General features: G+C 71.4%; 14 protein-coding genes. 4 read left to right on the top strand and 10 right to left on the bottom strand.

Annotated elements, in window-relative coordinates:
* Positions 1-40: 40 nt before the first annotated feature.
* The 6 genes from ACFCXS_RS16290 to ACFCXS_RS16265 all read right to left on the bottom strand — a co-directional run bounded on the left by ACFCXS_RS16290 (position 41) and on the right by ACFCXS_RS16265 (position 7,402).
* Positions 41-1,828, bottom strand: a complete 1,788-nt coding sequence (locus ACFCXS_RS16290) for an ABC transporter ATP-binding protein (protein WP_376643940.1) — start codon at positions 1,826-1,828, stop codon at positions 41-43.
* 4 nt (positions 1,829-1,832) lie between these two features.
* Positions 1,833-2,888 carry an iron-siderophore ABC transporter substrate-binding protein gene (locus tag ACFCXS_RS16285; RefSeq protein WP_376643939.1) on the bottom strand — a complete coding sequence of 352 codons (1,056 nt, stop codon included), beginning with the start codon at positions 2,886-2,888 and terminating at the stop codon, positions 1,833-1,835.
* Positions 2,889-2,979: 91 nt separating this feature from the next.
* The gene (locus ACFCXS_RS16280; protein WP_376643938.1) at positions 2,980-3,834 is read right to left on the bottom strand and encodes an ABC transporter ATP-binding protein; all 855 of its coding nucleotides are present in this window, start codon (positions 3,832-3,834) and stop codon (positions 2,980-2,982) included.
* 39 nt (positions 3,835-3,873) lie between these two features.
* Complete coding sequence (locus ACFCXS_RS16275; protein WP_376643937.1) at positions 3,874-4,935, bottom strand: FecCD family ABC transporter permease; 1,062 nt, start codon at positions 4,933-4,935, stop codon at positions 3,874-3,876.
* Positions 4,932-5,993 carry a FecCD family ABC transporter permease gene (locus ACFCXS_RS16270; RefSeq protein ID WP_376643935.1) on the bottom strand — a complete coding sequence of 354 codons (1,062 nt, stop codon included), beginning with the start codon at positions 5,991-5,993 and terminating at the stop codon, positions 4,932-4,934. The genes ACFCXS_RS16275 and ACFCXS_RS16270 overlap by 4 nt, the downstream gene beginning before the upstream one ends.
* A gap of 53 nt (positions 5,994-6,046) precedes the next feature.
* Complete coding sequence (locus ACFCXS_RS16265) at positions 6,047-7,402, bottom strand: lysine N(6)-hydroxylase/L-ornithine N(5)-oxygenase family protein (RefSeq protein WP_376643934.1); 1,356 nt, start codon at positions 7,400-7,402, stop codon at positions 6,047-6,049.
* Positions 7,403-7,652: 250 nt separating this feature from the next.
* On the opposite strand from ACFCXS_RS16265, the gene ACFCXS_RS16260 reads away from it, so the two are divergent.
* On the top strand, positions 7,653-8,600 hold the full coding sequence (locus ACFCXS_RS16260; protein WP_376643932.1) for a methionyl-tRNA formyltransferase: 948 nt from the start codon (positions 7,653-7,655) through the stop codon (positions 8,598-8,600).
* 158 nt (positions 8,601-8,758) lie between these two features.
* Positions 8,759-9,238, top strand: coding sequence for a MarR family winged helix-turn-helix transcriptional regulator (locus ACFCXS_RS16255; RefSeq protein ID WP_376643931.1), 480 nt, complete (start codon positions 8,759-8,761; stop codon positions 9,236-9,238).
* Here the strand turns inward: ACFCXS_RS16255 and ACFCXS_RS16250 are convergent.
* The 4 genes from ACFCXS_RS16250 to ACFCXS_RS16235 all read right to left on the bottom strand — a co-directional run bounded on the left by ACFCXS_RS16250 (position 9,220) and on the right by ACFCXS_RS16235 (position 14,143).
* On the bottom strand, positions 9,220-9,921 hold the full coding sequence (locus tag ACFCXS_RS16250; protein WP_376643929.1) for a response regulator: 702 nt from the start codon (positions 9,919-9,921) through the stop codon (positions 9,220-9,222). The two genes, ACFCXS_RS16255 and ACFCXS_RS16250, sit on opposite strands and share 19 nt — an antisense overlap.
* Positions 9,918-11,546 carry an ATP-binding protein gene (locus ACFCXS_RS16245; RefSeq protein WP_376643927.1) on the bottom strand — a complete coding sequence of 543 codons (1,629 nt, stop codon included), beginning with the start codon at positions 11,544-11,546 and terminating at the stop codon, positions 9,918-9,920. Before ACFCXS_RS16245 ends, ACFCXS_RS16250 begins: the two co-directional genes overlap by 4 nt.
* Before the next feature lie 95 nt (positions 11,547-11,641).
* Positions 11,642-12,145, bottom strand: coding sequence for a hypothetical protein (locus ACFCXS_RS16240; protein ID WP_376643926.1), 504 nt, complete (start codon positions 12,143-12,145; stop codon positions 11,642-11,644).
* Positions 12,146-12,247: 102 nt separating this feature from the next.
* On the bottom strand, positions 12,248-14,143 hold the full coding sequence (locus ACFCXS_RS16235) for an ABC transporter ATP-binding protein (RefSeq protein ID WP_376644245.1): 1,896 nt from the start codon (positions 14,141-14,143) through the stop codon (positions 12,248-12,250).
* A 214-nt stretch (positions 14,144-14,357) separates the two neighbouring features.
* On the opposite strand from ACFCXS_RS16235, the gene ACFCXS_RS16230 reads away from it, so the two are divergent.
* Both ACFCXS_RS16230 and ACFCXS_RS16225 read left to right on the top strand, forming a co-directional pair.
* Entirely contained in the window at positions 14,358-15,341 is a 984-nt protein-coding gene (locus tag ACFCXS_RS16230; protein ID WP_376643925.1) for a YbhN family protein, read from the top strand.
* 240 nt (positions 15,342-15,581) lie between these two features.
* Positions 15,582-16,679 carry a mechanosensitive ion channel family protein gene (locus ACFCXS_RS16225; RefSeq protein ID WP_376643924.1) on the top strand — a complete coding sequence of 366 codons (1,098 nt, stop codon included), beginning with the start codon at positions 15,582-15,584 and terminating at the stop codon, positions 16,677-16,679.
* The last annotated feature ends 115 nt before the right edge of the window (positions 16,680-16,794 follow it).

The raw sequence follows: 16,794 nt of genomic DNA, 5'->3' as shown, positions 1-16,794 counted from the left end.
TTCCAGAATGTGGAGTTAGGCTAACCTAAATAAGGGTTACCTAACTACCCTCTCGCCAGGCCCGCCACAGTCGTGCGTACCGGCCGCCCAGAGCCACCAGTTCCTCGTGCGTCCCCTGCTCAACGACCCGTCCGGCGTCGAGCACGGCAATCCGGTCCGCGGCCGTCGCCTGGGTCAGCCGGTGCGCCACGAACAGCGTGGTCCTGCCCGCGCAGGCGGCAAGGACGGACCGCTCCAGCTCGGCGGCGCCCTCGCTGCCGGCCTCCGCGGTCGACTCGTCGAGCACCACCACCGGCGCCCTCCCCAGCACCAGGCGGGCCAGGGCGACCTGGGCGATTTTGGTGACGTCCAGGCGCTCACCACCCTCACCCACCGGGGTGTTCAGCCCGTCGGGCAGCGCGGCGACCCAGTCCTCGGCGCCGACCGTGCGCAACGCGTCCATCAGCTCCGCGTCGCTCGCCCCCGGCGCGGACAGCCGCAGGTCCTCGGCGAGGGGGCCGGAGAAGACGTGCGTCTCCTGCGTCAGGATGCTGACCAGGGCCCGTGCCCCGGCCTCGTCCAGGTCGGCCAGGTCGGTCGTCCCGATGCGCACCGAACCGGTCTGCGGGGTGCCGATCCCGGCGATCAACGCGGCCAGCGTCGTCTTGCCCGCGCCCGTGGCGCCGACCAGGGCGAGCGATCCTCCGGCCGGGATCGACAGGTCCACATCCCGCAGCACCGGCTCCTCGGAGTCCGGGTAACGGAACGTCAGACCCTCGACCGTCACCGGGTACGCCCCGGAGCGGGCCGTCGTGACGGACTCGTCGCCGACCAGCCGCTCCTCGGCGGGCTCCCCCAGCACCCCGACCAGGCGGGTCAGGCTCGCACCCGACTTCTGCGCCTCGTCGAAGGTGAACATGATGGCGCCCAGCGGGGTGAACAGCCGGTGGAACAGCAGCGGAGCCGCCGACACCTCCCCCAGGGTGGCCGCGTCCGCTTCCAGCAACGCGTACCCGACCACCAGGATCAGGACCAGGCCGATGAACTCGGCGCGGTTCTCCCGGCCGACGAACCGGCCGAAGAACCGGAACACCTCGATGCCGAGCTCGCGCACCCGCCACGACTCGGTGGTGACCTTCTCCCGGAAGGCGCCCTCCAGACGATAGGCCCGGACCGTGTCGATGCCGTTCAGGCCGCTGATGAACGCCTGGGCACGGTCGGCCTGGGCGACTCGCTGCTTGCGGTAGAGCGGGGCGGACCGGGGCAGGTACCAGCGCAGCGCCAGCGCGTACGCGGGCAGCGCGCCGGCGCCGGCCAGGCCGAGCCGCCAGTCGAGCCCGAACATGCCGAGGGTCGCGATGACGACCAGCACGCCCGCCGAGAACACCGTGGGGACGGCCGTGCGGATGCCCTTGGAGATGACGGCCACGTCGTCTCCGACCCGGGAGAGCACGTCTCCCCGTCCGACCTGCTCGATCCGTGCGCTCGGCATGCCGAGCACCGCGCGGACGGCGCCCTCGCGCAGCCGCGCGAGCAGATCCGCGCCCAGCCGTCCGATCAGGTACGTGGAGACGGCGGTGGCCGCCGCGCCGAGCAGCGCGGCGGCACCGATGAGCACCCCGATCGTGACCAGGACCGAACGGTCCTCGCCCCCGACGACCCCGTCGACCACCCGGCCGAGCAGGAGCACCGGGAGCACCTGGAGCGCCGCCCCCGCGACCGTGGTGAGCACGGTCGCGACGGTCAGGCCGGGCATCGCGCGGCAGTGGTCCGCGACCCATCGGGCGGCCTCGCGGCCGGTCGTCGTGCGCAGGGCCGCCGGGGCGACGCGCGCGTCGGTGGTGCTCACTTCCCTACTCGACCGACTTGACGAGCTCGTCGATCGCGTACGGCATGGACAGCAGGGTGCCCTGGGAGATGGCCGCGCCGACCGCGGGTCCCTCGCTGTCGAGCAGGTAGGACACGTTGCCCTTCTTGACCGCGTCGAGGTTGGCGAACAGCTTGAACTTCTTCAGCGCCTCGGTGTCGGCCTTGTCGTTGATGACGAAGATGTGGTCGACGTCGACGAGGTCGATGCGCTCGGGCGAGAGCGAGGTGTAGAAGTTGCCGCCCGCGATCTTGTCGATCCCGGTCTGGTACTTGTAGCCGATGCCCGTGACGAGCCGGCCGCGCACGTCGGTGGAGGTGAAGGGTGCCACCGAGTCCTTGTACCAGGACAGTGCGACCGCGGTCTCCTTGCCGAGCTCGGGGTGTGCCTTCTTGGCCGTGTCGAGCTGCCCCTGGATGTCGTCGACCATCTTCTGGCCCTCGTCGGCCTGGCCGAGGGCCTTGGCGATGTGCAGGGCGTTGTCCTGCCAGGGAGCGCTGAAGGGCTCCTTCTCGCCCTTGGTGCGGGCCACCGTCGGGGCGATCCTGGAGAGCTTGTCGTAGGCGGCCTGGTCGATCTCGGAGTACACCGCGACGATCAGGTCGGGGCGAAGGGCCGCGATCTTCTCGTAGTTGGGGCCGGAGTCGCCGTTCTTCATGACGACCTCGGGCTTGGTGTCGCCCCACTTGTCCTTCACCCAGGGCCACTGGGTGTTGACGTCGGGGCTCTTGCCGGGCGGGTTCGGGTACTGGTCGACCATGCCGACGGGCTTGATTCCGAAGGCCAGGACGGTCTGGTCGTCGGTGTAGCCGACGGTGACGACCCGCTGGGGCGCCTTGTCGACCGTCGTGGATCCGAACGCGTGCTCCACTGTGACCGGGAAGTCGCCGGCGGCCCCGGCCCGGGTGCCCTCACCCTTGCTGTCCGCCGTGTCCGCCGAGCCGGAACCGCACCCCGCGAGGAGACCGACGCCGAGGGCGGCCGCGGACAGTACCGCTGCCAGCCGCCATGGCCTTCCGGGCGTCGTTCGATGGAGGAGCATCCAAATCCCCTTGCTTTCGCGCCAGTTCGCTGCACCCTCGCCTAAGGGCAGCCAAACCTTACCCCGCGAGAGTGAGGTTAGCCTAGCCTTACTACTTCTCCTGCGCCGGAAGGTGCCCCGGCTTCACATGGGCCCGCCCGATGGGCACGATGAGCGGCCGGTCGCCGACCGGGTCGTCGATCACCTGGGCGCGCAACCCGAAGGCCTCGTACAGCAGTTCGGCGGTGACGACGTCACGCGGATGCCCCTGCGCCAGGATCGAGCCCTCGCGCATCACCACGAGGTGGTCGCTGTAGCGCGTGGCCAGGTTGAGGTCGTGCAGCACCATGACGACGGTGCACCCGGACTCGTGCAGATCGTCGACCAGGTCGAGGACGTCGAGGGCGTGTGCCAGGTCCAGATAGGTCGTCGGCTCGTCCAGCAGCAGCAGATCGGTGCCCTGAGCCAGCGTCATCGAGATCCAGACGCGCTGGCGCTGCCCGCCGGACAGCTCGTCGACCGGGCGGTCGGCGAGGTCGGACACCCCGGTCATGGCCAGGGCGCGCTCCACCACGTCGGCGTCGTCGGACGACCACTGCCGCAGCCAGCTCTGGTGCGGGTGACGGCCCCTGGCGACCAGGTCGGCCACCGTCAGCCCCTCCGGCGCGACCGGCGCCTGCGGCAGCAGCCCCAGCTTCTTCGCCACGTCCCGGGTCCGAAGCCCGCCGATGTCCTCGCCGTCCAGCACTACCGTCCCGCCGGCCGGCTTGAGCAGCCGCGACAGCGTGCGCAACAGGGTCGACTTGCCGCATCCGTTGGGACCGATGATCGTGGTGATCACGCCGGGCGGTATCGCCACGTCGAGCTTGCCGATGACGACCCGGCCACCGTAGCCGACCGTGACACCCCGGGCTGCGAGCCGCGAAGCGCCGCCGACCGCGGCCTCGGTGACGGACTGTGCGACCACGGGTCCCCCCTTGCTCAGGTTCAGCTGACTCTTGTACATCTACCGCAGGTTCGCCCGGACCAGCAGATAGACCAGGAAGGGCCCGCCTGTCGCGGCGGTGACCACGCCGACCGGGAGCGAGACCGGCAGCGCCGTGCGCGCGACGAGGTCCGAGCCGGTCAGCAGCAACGCGCCCGTCAGGCCCGAGGCCACCATCGGCGGTGTGGGGCAGCGCGTCAGGCGCATCGCCACCTGCGGTGCCACCAGCGCGACGAACGGCACCGGGCCCGCCGCACTCACCGCCACACCGGCCAGCAGCACGGCGCACAGCAGCAGGACCGCCCGCACCCTCGCGTAGCGGACACCCAGACCCGCGGCGACCTCGTCCCCGAAGTGCATCGGCCTGAACTGGAAGGCGACACAGGAGACGACGACCAGGAGGACGAGCCCGCACCACAGGGCCGTTCGGACCTCGCCCCAGGAGCGGTCCTCCAGCGAGCCCACCAGCCACGCCTGGGCCCGGGCCACGTCCCTGATGTCGGCCGTGACCAGCAGCCAGGTCGTTATCGCCTCCATCACGGCGCTCACCGAGATGCCGATGAGGATGAGCCGGAAGCCGTCCACCCCGCGCCGCCAGGCCAGGAAGTACACCAGCAGGCCCGTGCCCAGCCCGCCCGCGAGCGCCGCGGCCGACAGTCCCACGGAGTTGACGACCGCCGCGGCGGTCCCGCCCGAGACCGTCACCAGGAACACCGCGACCGCGCTGGCGCCCGAGGTGATCCCCAGGACGTCCGGGCTGGCCAGCGGGTTGCGCGCGATGGCCTGCGTGAGCGCCCCGGACACCCCGAGCGCCACGCCCACGACGAGTCCGGCCAGGGCGCGCGGCATCCGCAGGTCCATGATGACGAACTCGTCGACCTGCTCGCCCCGCCCGAAGAGTGTGGCGACCACCTGCGGGAGGCCGATCGGGAAGTCCCCGACGCCGATGGACACGCAGAACACCAGGAAGGCCGCCGCCGCGAGCAGCAGCGTGACGCACAGCAGCCAGGGCCGCCAGACGAACGACACCCGGCCGAGCCGTACGCCCGGCGGCAGGGACGCCTTCACATCGGTCACGTTCATGCTTTCCTGAACTTTCCGCGCCACACGAGAACCGCGAAGAAGGGGGCGCCGAGCAGCGCCACGAGGACTCCGGCGTCCAACTCGCCCGGCCGCACGACCAGTCGGCCGACGATGTCGCACAGCAGCAGTACGACGGCCCCGAGCAGGCCGGCGTACGGCACGAGCCAGCGGTAGTCCGGGCCGGTCAGGTACCTGGCCACGTGGGCGACCATGAGGCCGAGGAAGGCGACGGGGCCGCACGCGGCGGTCGCCGCGCCGGCCAGCAGGGTGATGGCGGTGATGCCGACGGTCCGGCTCAGCGCGATGTTCACGCCCAGCCCCCGGGCCACGTCGTCGCCCAGGTTGAGCAGGTTGAGGGAGGGCAGCGTGGTCAGGGCCAGCACGAGACCGGCACCGATGAACGCCGTCACCGGCCAGATGACGTCGAATCCGGAACCGGCGAGGGAGCCGGCGTTCCAGAACCGCAGGGCGTTCAGCGCCGCCTGGTCCGACAGCGCGACGGCCGTGGTCATCGCCGCGAGGAACACCGTGACCCCCTGCCCGGCCAGGGCGAGGGTGAGCGGGTTGCCGGCCCCGCGTCCGATGCTCGCGAGACCGAACACCACGACACCGGCGACGGCCGCCCCGGCGAAAGCGAACCAGACGTACTGGAAGGGGTTGCCGAGTCCGAACACGGTGATCGCCACCACCACCGCGAACGAGGCGCCGGAGTTCACGCCCAGCAGGCCGGTGTCGGCGATCGGGTTGCGGGTGAACCCCTGGATCAGCGCCCCGCCGACGCCGAGGGCGATCCCCGCGACGACCCCGAGGACCGTACGGGGCACCCGTACGGTCTCGACGATGAGCCTGATCTCCGTGAGCCGCCGGTCGGCGTCCGGGGCGCCGACCAGGGCGTGCCACACCTCGGCGGGACTCAGCGCGCGTGCACCGACGGCCAGCGACAGGACGGCGGCGATCACGAGGACCGTCAGAAGGGTGCCGAGACCCAGGACCCGTCGGTGACGGGTCGCTGTCGAGCCCTTGACCGGGGGGCGCTCCACTGCAGCAGTCGTGCCCATGTCGACGTACGTTATCCCTTGTGCGGCAGGCGAGTTGACCGGACGGTGTCGCCCTAGCGGGCGGCGCTGCCCGTGCCGTCGGCGACCGTGTGCGTCCGGTCGGCGGTGGGTTCGGCCCTGCGGCCGAGGAGGGAGTCCAGGATCTCGCCGACCCTGATGGCGGTGTTGGAGAGCAGCGACGAGGTGATGCCGTGCGTGTGCTCCGTGCCGCCCTGGAGATAGATGCCGCAGCGCAGGGCGGGGTCGGCCGCGACGCGCCAGTCGCGCTCGACGCGGACCCGGCCCTCGTCGTCGCGCAGGCAGCGGTCGGCGACCTCCCCGAGCAGGCTCGTGGGGTCGACGGGGCTGTAGCCGGTGGCGAGGACCACGACGTCCGCGTCCAGCTCGGTCTCCTCGCCGGTGACCAGGGACGTCACCGTGGCGCGGACGCTCGACGGGGTCTCCTTGAGGGCGGTGAGCCGGGAGACGTTGAGGAACCGCAGGCGCTCGGTGCCGAGGACCTTCTCCTGGTACGACTGCCGGTAGAGGTCGTCGATGAGGTCGATGTCCACCACGGAGTAGTTGGTGTTGCCGTGGTAGTCCATCAGCCGGCGCTTGACGTCCTCGGGCGCGGCGAAGTACTCGTCGACGGCCTGCGGGTCGAAGATCCGGTTGGCGAAGCTGCTGTCGTCGGCGGGGCTGTAGCCGTAGCGGGAGAAGACGGCGCAGACCTCGGCCTCGGGGAAGCGCCGGTGCAGGTAGGCGACGTTCTCGGCGGCGCTCTGGCCGGCGCCCACGACGACGAAGCGGGAAGGCGAGGTGCCCTCCAGCTCTTCTACCTTCGCCAGGAGTTCGGAGTTGTGCCAGACGCGGTCGCCGCGTTCCACTCCCTCGGGCACGAGGGGACGCAGACCGGTGCCGATGACGAGGTTGCGGGCCCGGTGGACCTCGAGGCCGCCGCCCGAGCGGACGGTCACCTCCAGGTGGTCCACGACGCCGTCCCGGGTCACGGGTGCGACGCCGACGACCTCGTGACCGTAGGACACCATGTCGTCGACCTGGGCCGCGGCCCACTCGAAGTAGTCGTGGAACTCCACGCGCAGCGGGAACAGGTTCTTGTGGTTGATGAAGTCGATCAGCCGGCCCTTGCTCTGCAGGTAGCAGAGGAAGCTGTACTCGCTGGCCGGGTTCCGCAGCGTCACCAGGTCCTTGAGGAAGGAGACCTGCATGGTCGCGTCGTCGATGAGCATGCCGCGGTGCCAGCCGAAGCGGGGCTGCTGCTCGAAGAAGTGAGCGGTGATCGCCTCCTGGCCGCCGGCGCGGGTGTTGTGCTCGCGGAGCGCGATCGCCATGGCCACGTTGGACGGCCCGAAGCCGATACCGATCAGATCGTGGACCGGTGATGCGCCACCGGGAAGAACCTGCGACATGTCACTCCCATCGTGCGGGGCAGCCGCGCGTGTCAGGTGTGGAGGGAACGGGAGAAGGGCATGCCGACGACGCGGCACGCCAACAAACTTAGGTGAGCCTAAGCTAAACCCGCTGAGGTGTCGACAGGGCAAAACGGACACCGGTCGTGAGCGGGCTCCGTCAACTCGCTTACCGTGTCGACCCGTTGCGCACTAAGGTAAGCCTTGCTTTACTTGCGTCGGCCAACACCTTGCTCTGAGGAGGAACCCCATGCGGGTCGTCATGTTCGGTTACCAGACCTGGGGGCACCGCACCCTGCAAGCCCTCCTGGAGTCCGAGCACGACGTGGTGCTGGTCGTGACCCACCCCAAGAGCGAGCACGCCTACGAGAAGATCTGGAGCGACTCGGTCGCAGACCTCGCCGAGGAGCACGACGTCCCGGTGCTGATCCGCAACCGCCCGGACGACGAGGAGCTGTTCGAGCGCCTCGAGGAGGCCGACCCGGACATCATCGTGGCCAACAACTGGCGCACCTGGATCCCGCCGCGCATCTTCGGCCTGCCCCGCCACGGCACGCTGAACGTGCACGACTCGCTGCTGCCGAAGTACGCCGGCTTCTCCCCGCTGATCTGGGCGCTCATCAACGGCGAGTCCGAAGTGGGCGTCACGGCGCACATGATGAACGACGAACTCGACGCCGGCGACATCGTCCGGCAGGAGGCGGTGCCGGTCGGTCCGGCGGACACCGCGACCGACCTCTTCCACAAGACCGTCGACCTCATCGCCCCGGTCACCATCGGCGCACTCGGCCTGATCGCCTCGGGGCAGACCGAGTTCACCCCGCAGGACCGCTCCGGGGCGTCCTTCTTCCACAAGCGGGCCGACGAGGACAGCCGCATCGACTGGAGCTGGCCGGCGGAGGACCTGGAGCGCCTGGTGCGCGCCCAGTCGGAGCCGTACCCGAGCGCCTACACCTTCCACCGGGGCAAGCGGCTCGACGTCCTGGCGTCGTTCGTGTCCGAGGGCCGCTACGGCGGCACCCCCGGCCGGATCTTCTACCGCGAGGGCGACGGCGTGGTGATCGTCGCGGGCGCCGACGCCCGCACGGGACGCAACCGCGGGCTGGCCATCACCCGCGTCCGCACCGAGGACGGGCGGGAGCTGCCCGCGGCCGAGTACTTCACCTCCATGGGCGGCTACCTCACCACCCGCCCCTGACGTCCGGCCCCGGTACGGTCCCGGAGCCGGTCCGCAGCGCCCCCGCGCGGACCCGGTCCGCGCGGGGGCGATCACGGGAGTGCTGCCAGCCCGGCCGCCAAGTGCCCTATGTTTGGACCGTGTTCACAGAAAAGGCACAGCCGGGCCACCGTGCACGCATGACGCCGCCCGGCGTGCTGGACCTCAGCGCGTACCTGATGTACGCGACGGGAAAGGCAGCCCGCCGCGCCCTGTCGGAGAAGCTCACGGCCAGAGGGCTGCGATTGTGGCACCTGACCGTCCTGACCCTGGTCTCCGATCTCGGCCCGCAGCCCAAGGGCGTCCTGGCCGCCCGGCTGGACATGAACGCCAGTGACCTCGCGAGGATCGTGAAGGACCTGGCCGACACGGGGCAGGTCGAGTGCGTCCGCAGCCTGGCCGACCGCCGCCGTGTCGACGTCCGCATCACCCCGCTGGGCAGAACGGCCCTCGACCATCTCAACGCCGACATCGCCTCGGCCGACGACGACCTCCTGTCCCCGCTGAGCGATGCCGAACGCGAGCAACTGGCCTCCCTGCTGCGGCGCGTGCACGCCCACCACGAGGCACAGGGCCCGGCCGCCGGACTCCGGGAGGGCGCTCAGCCCCGCCAGCCGTAGCGGCGTTCGGGCCGGCCGGCGGCGCCGTAGCGAAGGGACACCTCCGCGTTGCCGGTGCCGTGGAAGTACTCCAGGTAGCGGCGGGCGCTCACCCGGGACACGCCGGTGACGGCGGCGCACTCGGAAGCGGACAAGGTGCCGTCCGCCTCGCGCAGGGCCCGCTCGACGAGTTCGGCGGTCTCCACGCTCATGCCCTTGGGCAGGGTCGGGGCCGGTGCCGGGCCGAACGCGCCGGCCAGGACACGGTCCACGTCCGCCTGCCCGCGGACCACCGTCGTGAGCAGCCTGCCCCGCTGGGCGGCGTAGCGCTCCAGACGCAGGCGCAGATCCTCGAAGTCGAAGGGTTTGAGGAGGTAGTCGACGACGCCGCGACGGACGGCGCCGCGTACCGTCTCGGCCTCGGTGGCGGCGCTGATGACCATGACGTCGCAGTCGTGCCCGGCTGTGCGCAGCCGGGGAATGACGTCCAGCCCGAACAGGTCGGGGAGGTACAGGTCGAGCAGGATGAGGTCCGGGCGCAGGGTCTCGACCGCCTCGATGGCCTGCCCCCCGGTGTGGGCCGTGCCGACGACGCGGAACGGCTCGACGCGTTCGACGAACGCGCGGTGGACCCTGGCCACCATGAAGTCGTCGTCGACCACGAGGACGTCGATGGCGTCCGCCTTGTCGCTCGCCTCTGTCATGGGGCCGCTCCTTCCGCCACAGCGCCGGTGAGGTGGCTGACGGTCATGCGTGCGGTGAACACGGCCCCTTCGGGGGTGTTGGACACCGAGATCTCTCCCCCGTGCCGTTCACAGACCAGCTTGGTCAGGGCCAGTCCGATGCCGCGCTCGCCCTCCCGGGCGGCCTTGGTGGTGAAACCGTGGGAGAAGACCTCGCGGGCCAGTTCCGGAGCCACGCCCGGCCCCGAGTCGCGGACCACGATCTCCACGCTGGAGGCGTCCTGCCGCAGCGCCACCTCCACCCAGGCGTCGTCCCGGGCGCCGGCGGCGTCGACGGCGTTGTCCACGAGGTTGCCGACCACGGTCGCCACATCCGCGGCGTCCTCAGGGGTCAGGCGCTCCAGCGCTGTGTCGTCCGAGATCCGCAGGCTGACCTTCCGTTCCGCCGCGTGGGATGCCTTCGCCATCAGCAGTGCGGCGACCGCGGTGTCCCGGACGCGGCGGCTGAGGGTGACGTCCAGGGACTGGCGGTGCCGGCTCAACGCGCGGATGTAGGCCACGACTTCGTCCTGCTCACCGATCTGGATCAGCCCGGAGATGGTGTGCAGCTGGTTGGCGAACTCGTGCGCCTGCGCCCGGAGCAGCTCGGAGGAACTGCGGAAGGAACCGATCTCCCGTTCCAGCCGGGCCAGTTCGGTGCGGTCGCGCAGCGTGGTGACCGAGCCGAGGGCCCGGCCGTCCTTGGTGACGGTCATCCGGTTCATCACCAGGACCCGGCCGTGGCGGACGACGACCTCGTCGCGCTCGCCGGCGGCGGTGCCGGACAGCACGTCGCGCAGCCGCCCGTCGATGCCGAGGCCTTCGAGGCTCTGGCCGACGCAGTCCTCGGGCAGGTCGAGCAGGCGGCGGCCCATGTCGTTGACGAGGGTGAGCCGGTGCTGCGGGTCCAGGGCGATCACGCCCTCGGCGATCCCGTACAGCATCGCCTCCCGGTGCTCGGCAAGCCCGGCGATCTCGCCCGGCTCCAGCCCGAGGGTCTGCCGTTTCACCCGCCGCGCGAGCAGCCAGGAGCCGGCCACGCCCAGTGCGCTGGCGATGCCCAGGTAGGCGAGCAGATAGGAGGAGGCGCCGCTCAGCCGCTGCCACACCGTCGGGTCGGCCTCACCGATCATCACCGTGCCGAGGATCCGGCCCAGGTTCTCCTCACTCGCGCCGAGGACGGGCACCTGGGCGGCCAGTTCGCGGTCACCGTCCAGGGTCAGCTGCCCGGACCAGCCGCGGCCCCGGGCGGTGCCCGGCCCCAGCCGCATCCGCTCCCCGACGACCGTGGGGTTCGTGGAGCTGACGATCCGCCCGGTCGCATCCGCCACCGTCACCGAGGTCACCCCCGACTGGGCCTGGGTGGCGAGCACCAGGGGGGCGAGCGCCTCCCCCGGCGCGGGACGCGTCAGCTGGCTGCGCACCAGGGGGTTGGCGGCCAGTTGTTCGGCGAGCGCAACCACCCGGCGCCCTTCGACGCGGTTGAAGGTGGCCTGGGACTGGGCGAGGGAGACCGCGGCGACTGCCAGCAGCACCACCACGACGATGGCGAGCTGGAGCACCAGCATCTCGCTCGCGAGCGAGTGGCGACGGAAGGTGGCGACCACGACGGACTCAATCTGCGATGCCGCCGCGAGCGGGGCGGCTCATGTGCCGAGCCGCACCATCATGACGCCCACCAGCCGAAACCGAAAGGGAGCTGTCACCGCCCGCCCGGCTTGGGGCCGATACCCCGCAGTTCCCTGATCGTGCCGCCGAGCTTCGCGCGGAAGGACTCCAGCAGCGCGGGCTTGACGCTGACCACCCAGCGCGTGCCGACGAGGTACTTGCCTCCGTAGACGCGCGCCTCCTCCAGCCAGGTCTCCTTGAACTTCTCCTCGGGGAAGGTGGTGATGAGGTAGTCGGCCTTCCTGGTGTGGCACAGGCCCTGGCGCAGTTCGTCGGCGTCGATGCGGATCTTCGCCCTGCAACCGGTCAGGGCGGCGATCACCTCCACCTTGGCCGGTGCGACGACCCCGGCGGCGGGAGCGGCGGTCACACTCGGCGCCGCCTTGCCGCCACCCCCGTCCCCGGCCTCGTCACCGCCGCCGCAGGCGGTGACGAGGGGGAGGACGGCCAGGACACCGGCCGCTGTGACGGCACGCAGCCGGCGGGGGCGCGAGGGGCTTCGGCGGATGGATCGTGCGGGCGCTTGCTGCTGGGACACGTCGCCTCTCCGGTACTGGCTGTCGGCCTGTGTTCAGGAGCACTCGCTTTCTCAGGAGTACCCGGGGAGGAGTACGCACAGGTCCGGGCGGGCGTTCACGCCCTACGCGGCCTCCCCCACCGCCTCGCCGGGCGCTCCGTCGGCCGGTCCGCCGAACTGGGTGCGGTACAGCTCCGCGTACCGCTGCCCCGCCGCCAGGAGCTCCTCGTGCGTGCCCCGCTCCACGATCCGGCCGGCCTCGACGACCAGGATCTGGTCGGCCGCGCGGACGGTGGAGAGACGGTGGGCGATCACGACGGCCGTGCGGCCTTCGAGGGCTTCGGCGAGGGCTTCCTGGACGGCGGCCTCGGAGGTGTTGTCGAGGTGGGCCGTGGCCTCGTCGAGGATGACGACGCGCTGGCGGGCCAGCAGCAGCCGGGCGATGGTCATGCGCTGGCGTTCGCCCCCGGACAGGCGGTAGCCGCGCTCGCCGACGACGGTGTCGAGCCCGTCGGGCAGGGACCGTACGAGGTCGTCGAGGCGGGCCCGGCGCAGGGCGTCCCACAGGTCGTCCTCCGTGGCCTCGGGCCGGGCGAGCAGGAGGTTGGCGCGGACGGTGTCGTGGAAGAGGTGGCCGTCCTGGGTGACCATGCCGAGAGTCTGCCGCAGCGACCCGGCCGTGAGGTCGCGGACGTCGACGCCGCCGATGCGCACGGCCCCCTCGTCGGTGTCGTACAGGCGCGGCATCAGCTGCGCGATGGTCGACTTGCCCGCCCCCGAGGAGCCGACGAGCGCCACGGTCTGACCGGGTTCGGCGCGGAAGGACAGGCCGTGCAGCACCTCGTCACCGCCCCGGCCGTCCAGGGACGCGACCTCCTCCAGGGAGGCCAGGGAGACCTTGTCGGCGGCCGGGTAGCCGAAGCGGACCTGCTCGAACTCGACGGCGACGGGCCCCTCGGGCACCGGGCGGGCGTCCGGCTTCTCCTCGATGAGGGGCCTCAGGTCGAGCACCTCGAAGACCCGCTCGAAGCTGACGAGGGCGCTCATCACCTCGACGCGCGCTCCGGCGAGCGCCGTCAGCGGCGCGTACATCCGGGTCAGGAGCAGCGCGAGCGACACGACCGCGCCGGGTTCCAGGGCGCCGCGCAGGGCGAACCAGCCGCCGAGGCCGTAGACCAGGGCCAGGGCGAGCGCCGAGACCAGGGTAAGCGCGGTGATGAAGGCCGCCTGGGCGGTCGCGGTCCGGACCCCGATGTCCGCGACGCGGCGGGCCCGCTCGGCGAACTCCCGGGACTCTTCCTCGGGACGTCCGAAGAGCTTGACCAGGGTGGCGCCGGGGGCGGAGAACCGCTCGGTCATGCGGGTGCCCATCGCGGCGTTCAGCGTCGCCGCCTCCCGCTGCATCCGGGCCATGCGGCTGCCCATGCGCCGGGCCGGGATCACGAACACCGGCAGCAGCACCAGCGCCAGCAGGGTGATCTGCCAGGACAGCGTGAGCATCACCGCGAGGGTGAGCAGCAGTGTGACGAGGTTGCTGACCACTCCGGACAGGGTGTTGCTGAACGCGCGCTGGGCGCCGATGACGTCGTTGTTGAGCCGGGAGACGAGAGCGCCCGTACGTGTGCGTGTGAAGAACGCGACCGGCATGCGCTGCACATGGTCGAAGACGGCGGTCCGCAGATCGAGGATGAGGTGCTCCCCGAGCGTCGCGGACAGTCTCCGGCCGAGAATGCCCAGGGCCGCCTCCGCCACCGCGATCAGCGCGATGAGCAGGGCGAGGCGCACGACCCTGTCCTCGTCTCCGTGGGACACGATCGTGTCCACGACCCACCCGGCCAGGACGGGCGTCGCCACGGCCAGCAGGGCGGTACCCACACCCAACAGGACAAAAAGTGCGATACGGCGCCGGTGCGGGCGGGCGAACGCGCCGATGCGGCGCAGGGTGGCCAAGGCGAAGGGGCGGCGTTCCCGTTCGGCGTTCATGACGCTGTACATCTGCGTCCAGGCTGTGGTCTCCATACTCATGCGGAGACCGTAGAACCTCAAGCAATCTTGAGGTCAAGGAGCTCGCACATCACCCCGACATCCCGCACAATCGGCCCGATCCCCCTCTTCCCCGTCCCTTCGCGCAAAGGCCCCGATGACGCTCCCCACCCAGCCGCTTCCCGCGCGCAATCCCCAGTCCCCGCTCCCGCAACCCGCAGTTGGCACGGCCTGGACAGCCTCTACAGACGTGACAGCGGTACAACTCCCCGAACTCCGACCCGGACGACTCCCCCGTCGCGTCCCGGTCCGCCGTCTGCGGCAGATCATGTGTCTGCTCCCGCTCCTGCTCGTCACCGTGGTCGCGGTGCAGCACCGGTCGGTGCTGGGGGCCGGTTTCGCGCACCTGGGCACCGCCGAGTGGCCCTGGCTGCTGGCCGCCGTGGGCGCGACCTGCCTGACCTGGGTCGCGGCCTCCTGCACCCGGCAGGGCGCGGTCGTCGAACGGCTGCCCCGACGACGGCTGCTGGCCACGCAGTTCGCGGCCGGCGCCGCCAACCACCTGCTGCCGACCGGGCTGGGCGCGAGCGCGGTCAACCTGCGGTTCATGACGGTGTGCGGACTGCCCCTCGCCCGCTCCTCCGCCGCCCTCGGCCTGTACCTGCTCGCCGAGAGCGCCGGCCGGGTCCTGCTGCTGGGCGCCCTGCTCGTCGCGTTCCCCGACGCGCTGCGGCTCGGCACGCTGGTGCCGGACACGGCGTTCGGTCCGCTGCTGGCCGGCGTCGGGGTGGTGCTGGTGATCGCCGCGACCGTGCTCCTCCTGGTACGGCGGCTGCGCTCGGCCGTGGTGTCGTTCCTGCGGACGGCGCTCGGCGAGGCGCGCTCGGTGCACACCCGGCCCGCCCGCGCGCTGGCGCTGTGGGGCGGATCCTTCGCCTTCCCGGCGCTGCAGGCGTCGGTCCTGGTACTGGTGGGGCGGGCGTTGGAGCTGGACGTCCCGGCCGCACACGTGGCGGTGGCCTACCTGGCGGCGACGGTGGCCGTCGCGCTGGTGCCGACGCCGGGCGGGATCGGCTCCGTGGAGGCGGCGCTGGTCGTGGCACTGGTCGCGGCGGGCGGCCCGGCCGCGGTGGCCACCGCCGTGGTCCTGGCCTTCCGGGTCATCACCGTCTGGCTGCCGCTGGTGCCGGGCGCGCTGACGCTGGCGGCGCTGGTGCGGCTGAAGGTGATCTGACCCGGACGGAACCGCAGGTGACGGTGTGTCATGTGCAGTAACTCACCCTTCGCTCAGGCCCGTATCCGGTACGGAACCCCGTACGGGATACGGCAGGATGAACGATCGTGCCGACCGCTGGTCAGGGTGGTCGGGCACCTTCGAGCATCCCGGAAAACGAGCAGGTGACGACGTGACGAGACTTCACATCCGACCGCCGGCGGCGGGCTTCGCCGCGGTTCCCCGCCCCGGAGGTGGCCGGTGAACCGGGCGCTCACCGTGGACGATCTGCTGTTCGCCGGCATCGCCCTCGGCTCGGGCCTGCTGGCGGCGTTCGCACTGAGCGTGCTGCTGCGCTGGCTGGGCCGGCACGCCGACCGCACCCGCTGGAGCGGGGACGACGTCATCGTGCACGCGCTGCGGGCCGTGGTGCCCTGGGCCGCGGTGGTGGGCGGCGTGGCGGGCGCGGCGGCGGTGCTGCCGCTGACGCGGACGGTGCAGCACACCACCAACCAGGTGCTCACCGTGCTGCTGATCTTCGTCGCGACGGTGTCGGTGGCCCGGGTGGTGACCGGACTGGTGCGCACCGTCACCCAGTCCCGCTCCGGGGTCGCCGGATCGGCCACGATCTTCGTCAACATCACCCGGATCCTGGTCCTGGCGATCGGCTTCCTGGTGGTGCTCCAGACCCTGGGCATCTCCATAGCCCCGCTGCTCACCGCCCTCGGCGTCGGCGGTCTGGCGGTCGCGCTGGCGTTGCAGGACACTCTCGCCAACCTCTTCGCGGGCATCCACATCCTCGCCTCCAAGACCGTCCAGCCCGGTGACTACATCCGGCTCAGCAGCGGTGAGGAGGGCTACGTCGAGGACATCAACTGGCGGCAGACGACGATCCGCAACCTGTCCAACAACCTCGTCGTGATCCCCAACGGCCAGCTCGCCAAGGCGAACATGACCAACTTCATGCGGCCGGAGGAGCAACTGACCGTCCTGGTCCAGGTCGGGGTGGCCTACGACAGCGATCTGGAGCACGTGGAGCGGGTGACCAACGAGGTCATCGCCGAGACGATGGCCGAGGTCGAGGGCGCCGTGGCGGACCACGAGCCGATCATCCGGTTCCACACCTTCGGCGACTCCCGCATCGGCTTCACCGTCATCCTGGGCGTCGGCGAGTTCAGCGACCAGTACCGGATCAAGCACGAGTTCATCAAGCGCCTGCACAAGCGTTACCGCGCGGAGGGCATCCGCATCCCCGCCCCTGCGCGCACGGTGGCGCTCCAGCAGGGCGGGGCCGTCATCCCGCAGCAGCGGACCGGCGAGATCGAGCCGGGCGGACTGAGCACCGCCCGGTTCGACTGAGGCGCGCCGGCGCGGGTGTGGGGGGGGCGGGCCCGCGGCCCCCCCCGCCCCGCCGAGCGCCCCCCGGGAAAAACACGGGCGGGGGTGTTGTTTTTTTTGGGGGGGGGGGGGGGGG

This window comes from Streptomyces sp. NPDC056373 (assembly GCF_042262425.1).
GTDB lineage: Bacteria > Actinomycetota > Actinomycetes > Streptomycetales > Streptomycetaceae > Streptomyces.
Note: the sequence above shows the minus strand (reverse complement) of the source record. Positions and strands in the feature narration are given on the sequence as shown.

Bases quoted from the DNA above. Each gene is read 5' to 3' on its own strand.
- ACFCXS_RS16285 (WP_376643939.1), bottom strand. From the start codon at position 2,888: ATGCTCCTCCATCGAACGACGCCCGGAAGGCCATGGCGGCTGGCAGCG.
- ACFCXS_RS16275 (WP_376643937.1), bottom strand. From the start codon at position 4,935: ATGAACGTGACCGATGTGAAGGCGTCCCTGCCGCCGGGCGTACGGCTC.
- ACFCXS_RS16270 (WP_376643935.1), bottom strand. From the start codon at position 5,993: ATGGGCACGACTGCTGCAGTGGAGCGCCCCCCGGTCAAGGGCTCGACA.
- ACFCXS_RS16265 (WP_376643934.1), bottom strand. From the start codon at position 7,402: ATGTCGCAGGTTCTTCCCGGTGGCGCATCACCGGTCCACGATCTGATC.
- ACFCXS_RS16260 (WP_376643932.1), top strand. From the start codon at position 7,653: ATGCGGGTCGTCATGTTCGGTTACCAGACCTGGGGGCACCGCACCCTG.
- ACFCXS_RS16255 (WP_376643931.1), top strand. From the start codon at position 8,759: ATGACGCCGCCCGGCGTGCTGGACCTCAGCGCGTACCTGATGTACGCG.
- ACFCXS_RS16250 (WP_376643929.1), bottom strand. From the start codon at position 9,921: ATGACAGAGGCGAGCGACAAGGCGGACGCCATCGACGTCCTCGTGGTC.
- ACFCXS_RS16235 (WP_376644245.1), bottom strand. From the start codon at position 14,143: ATGGAGACCACAGCCTGGACGCAGATGTACAGCGTCATGAACGCCGAA.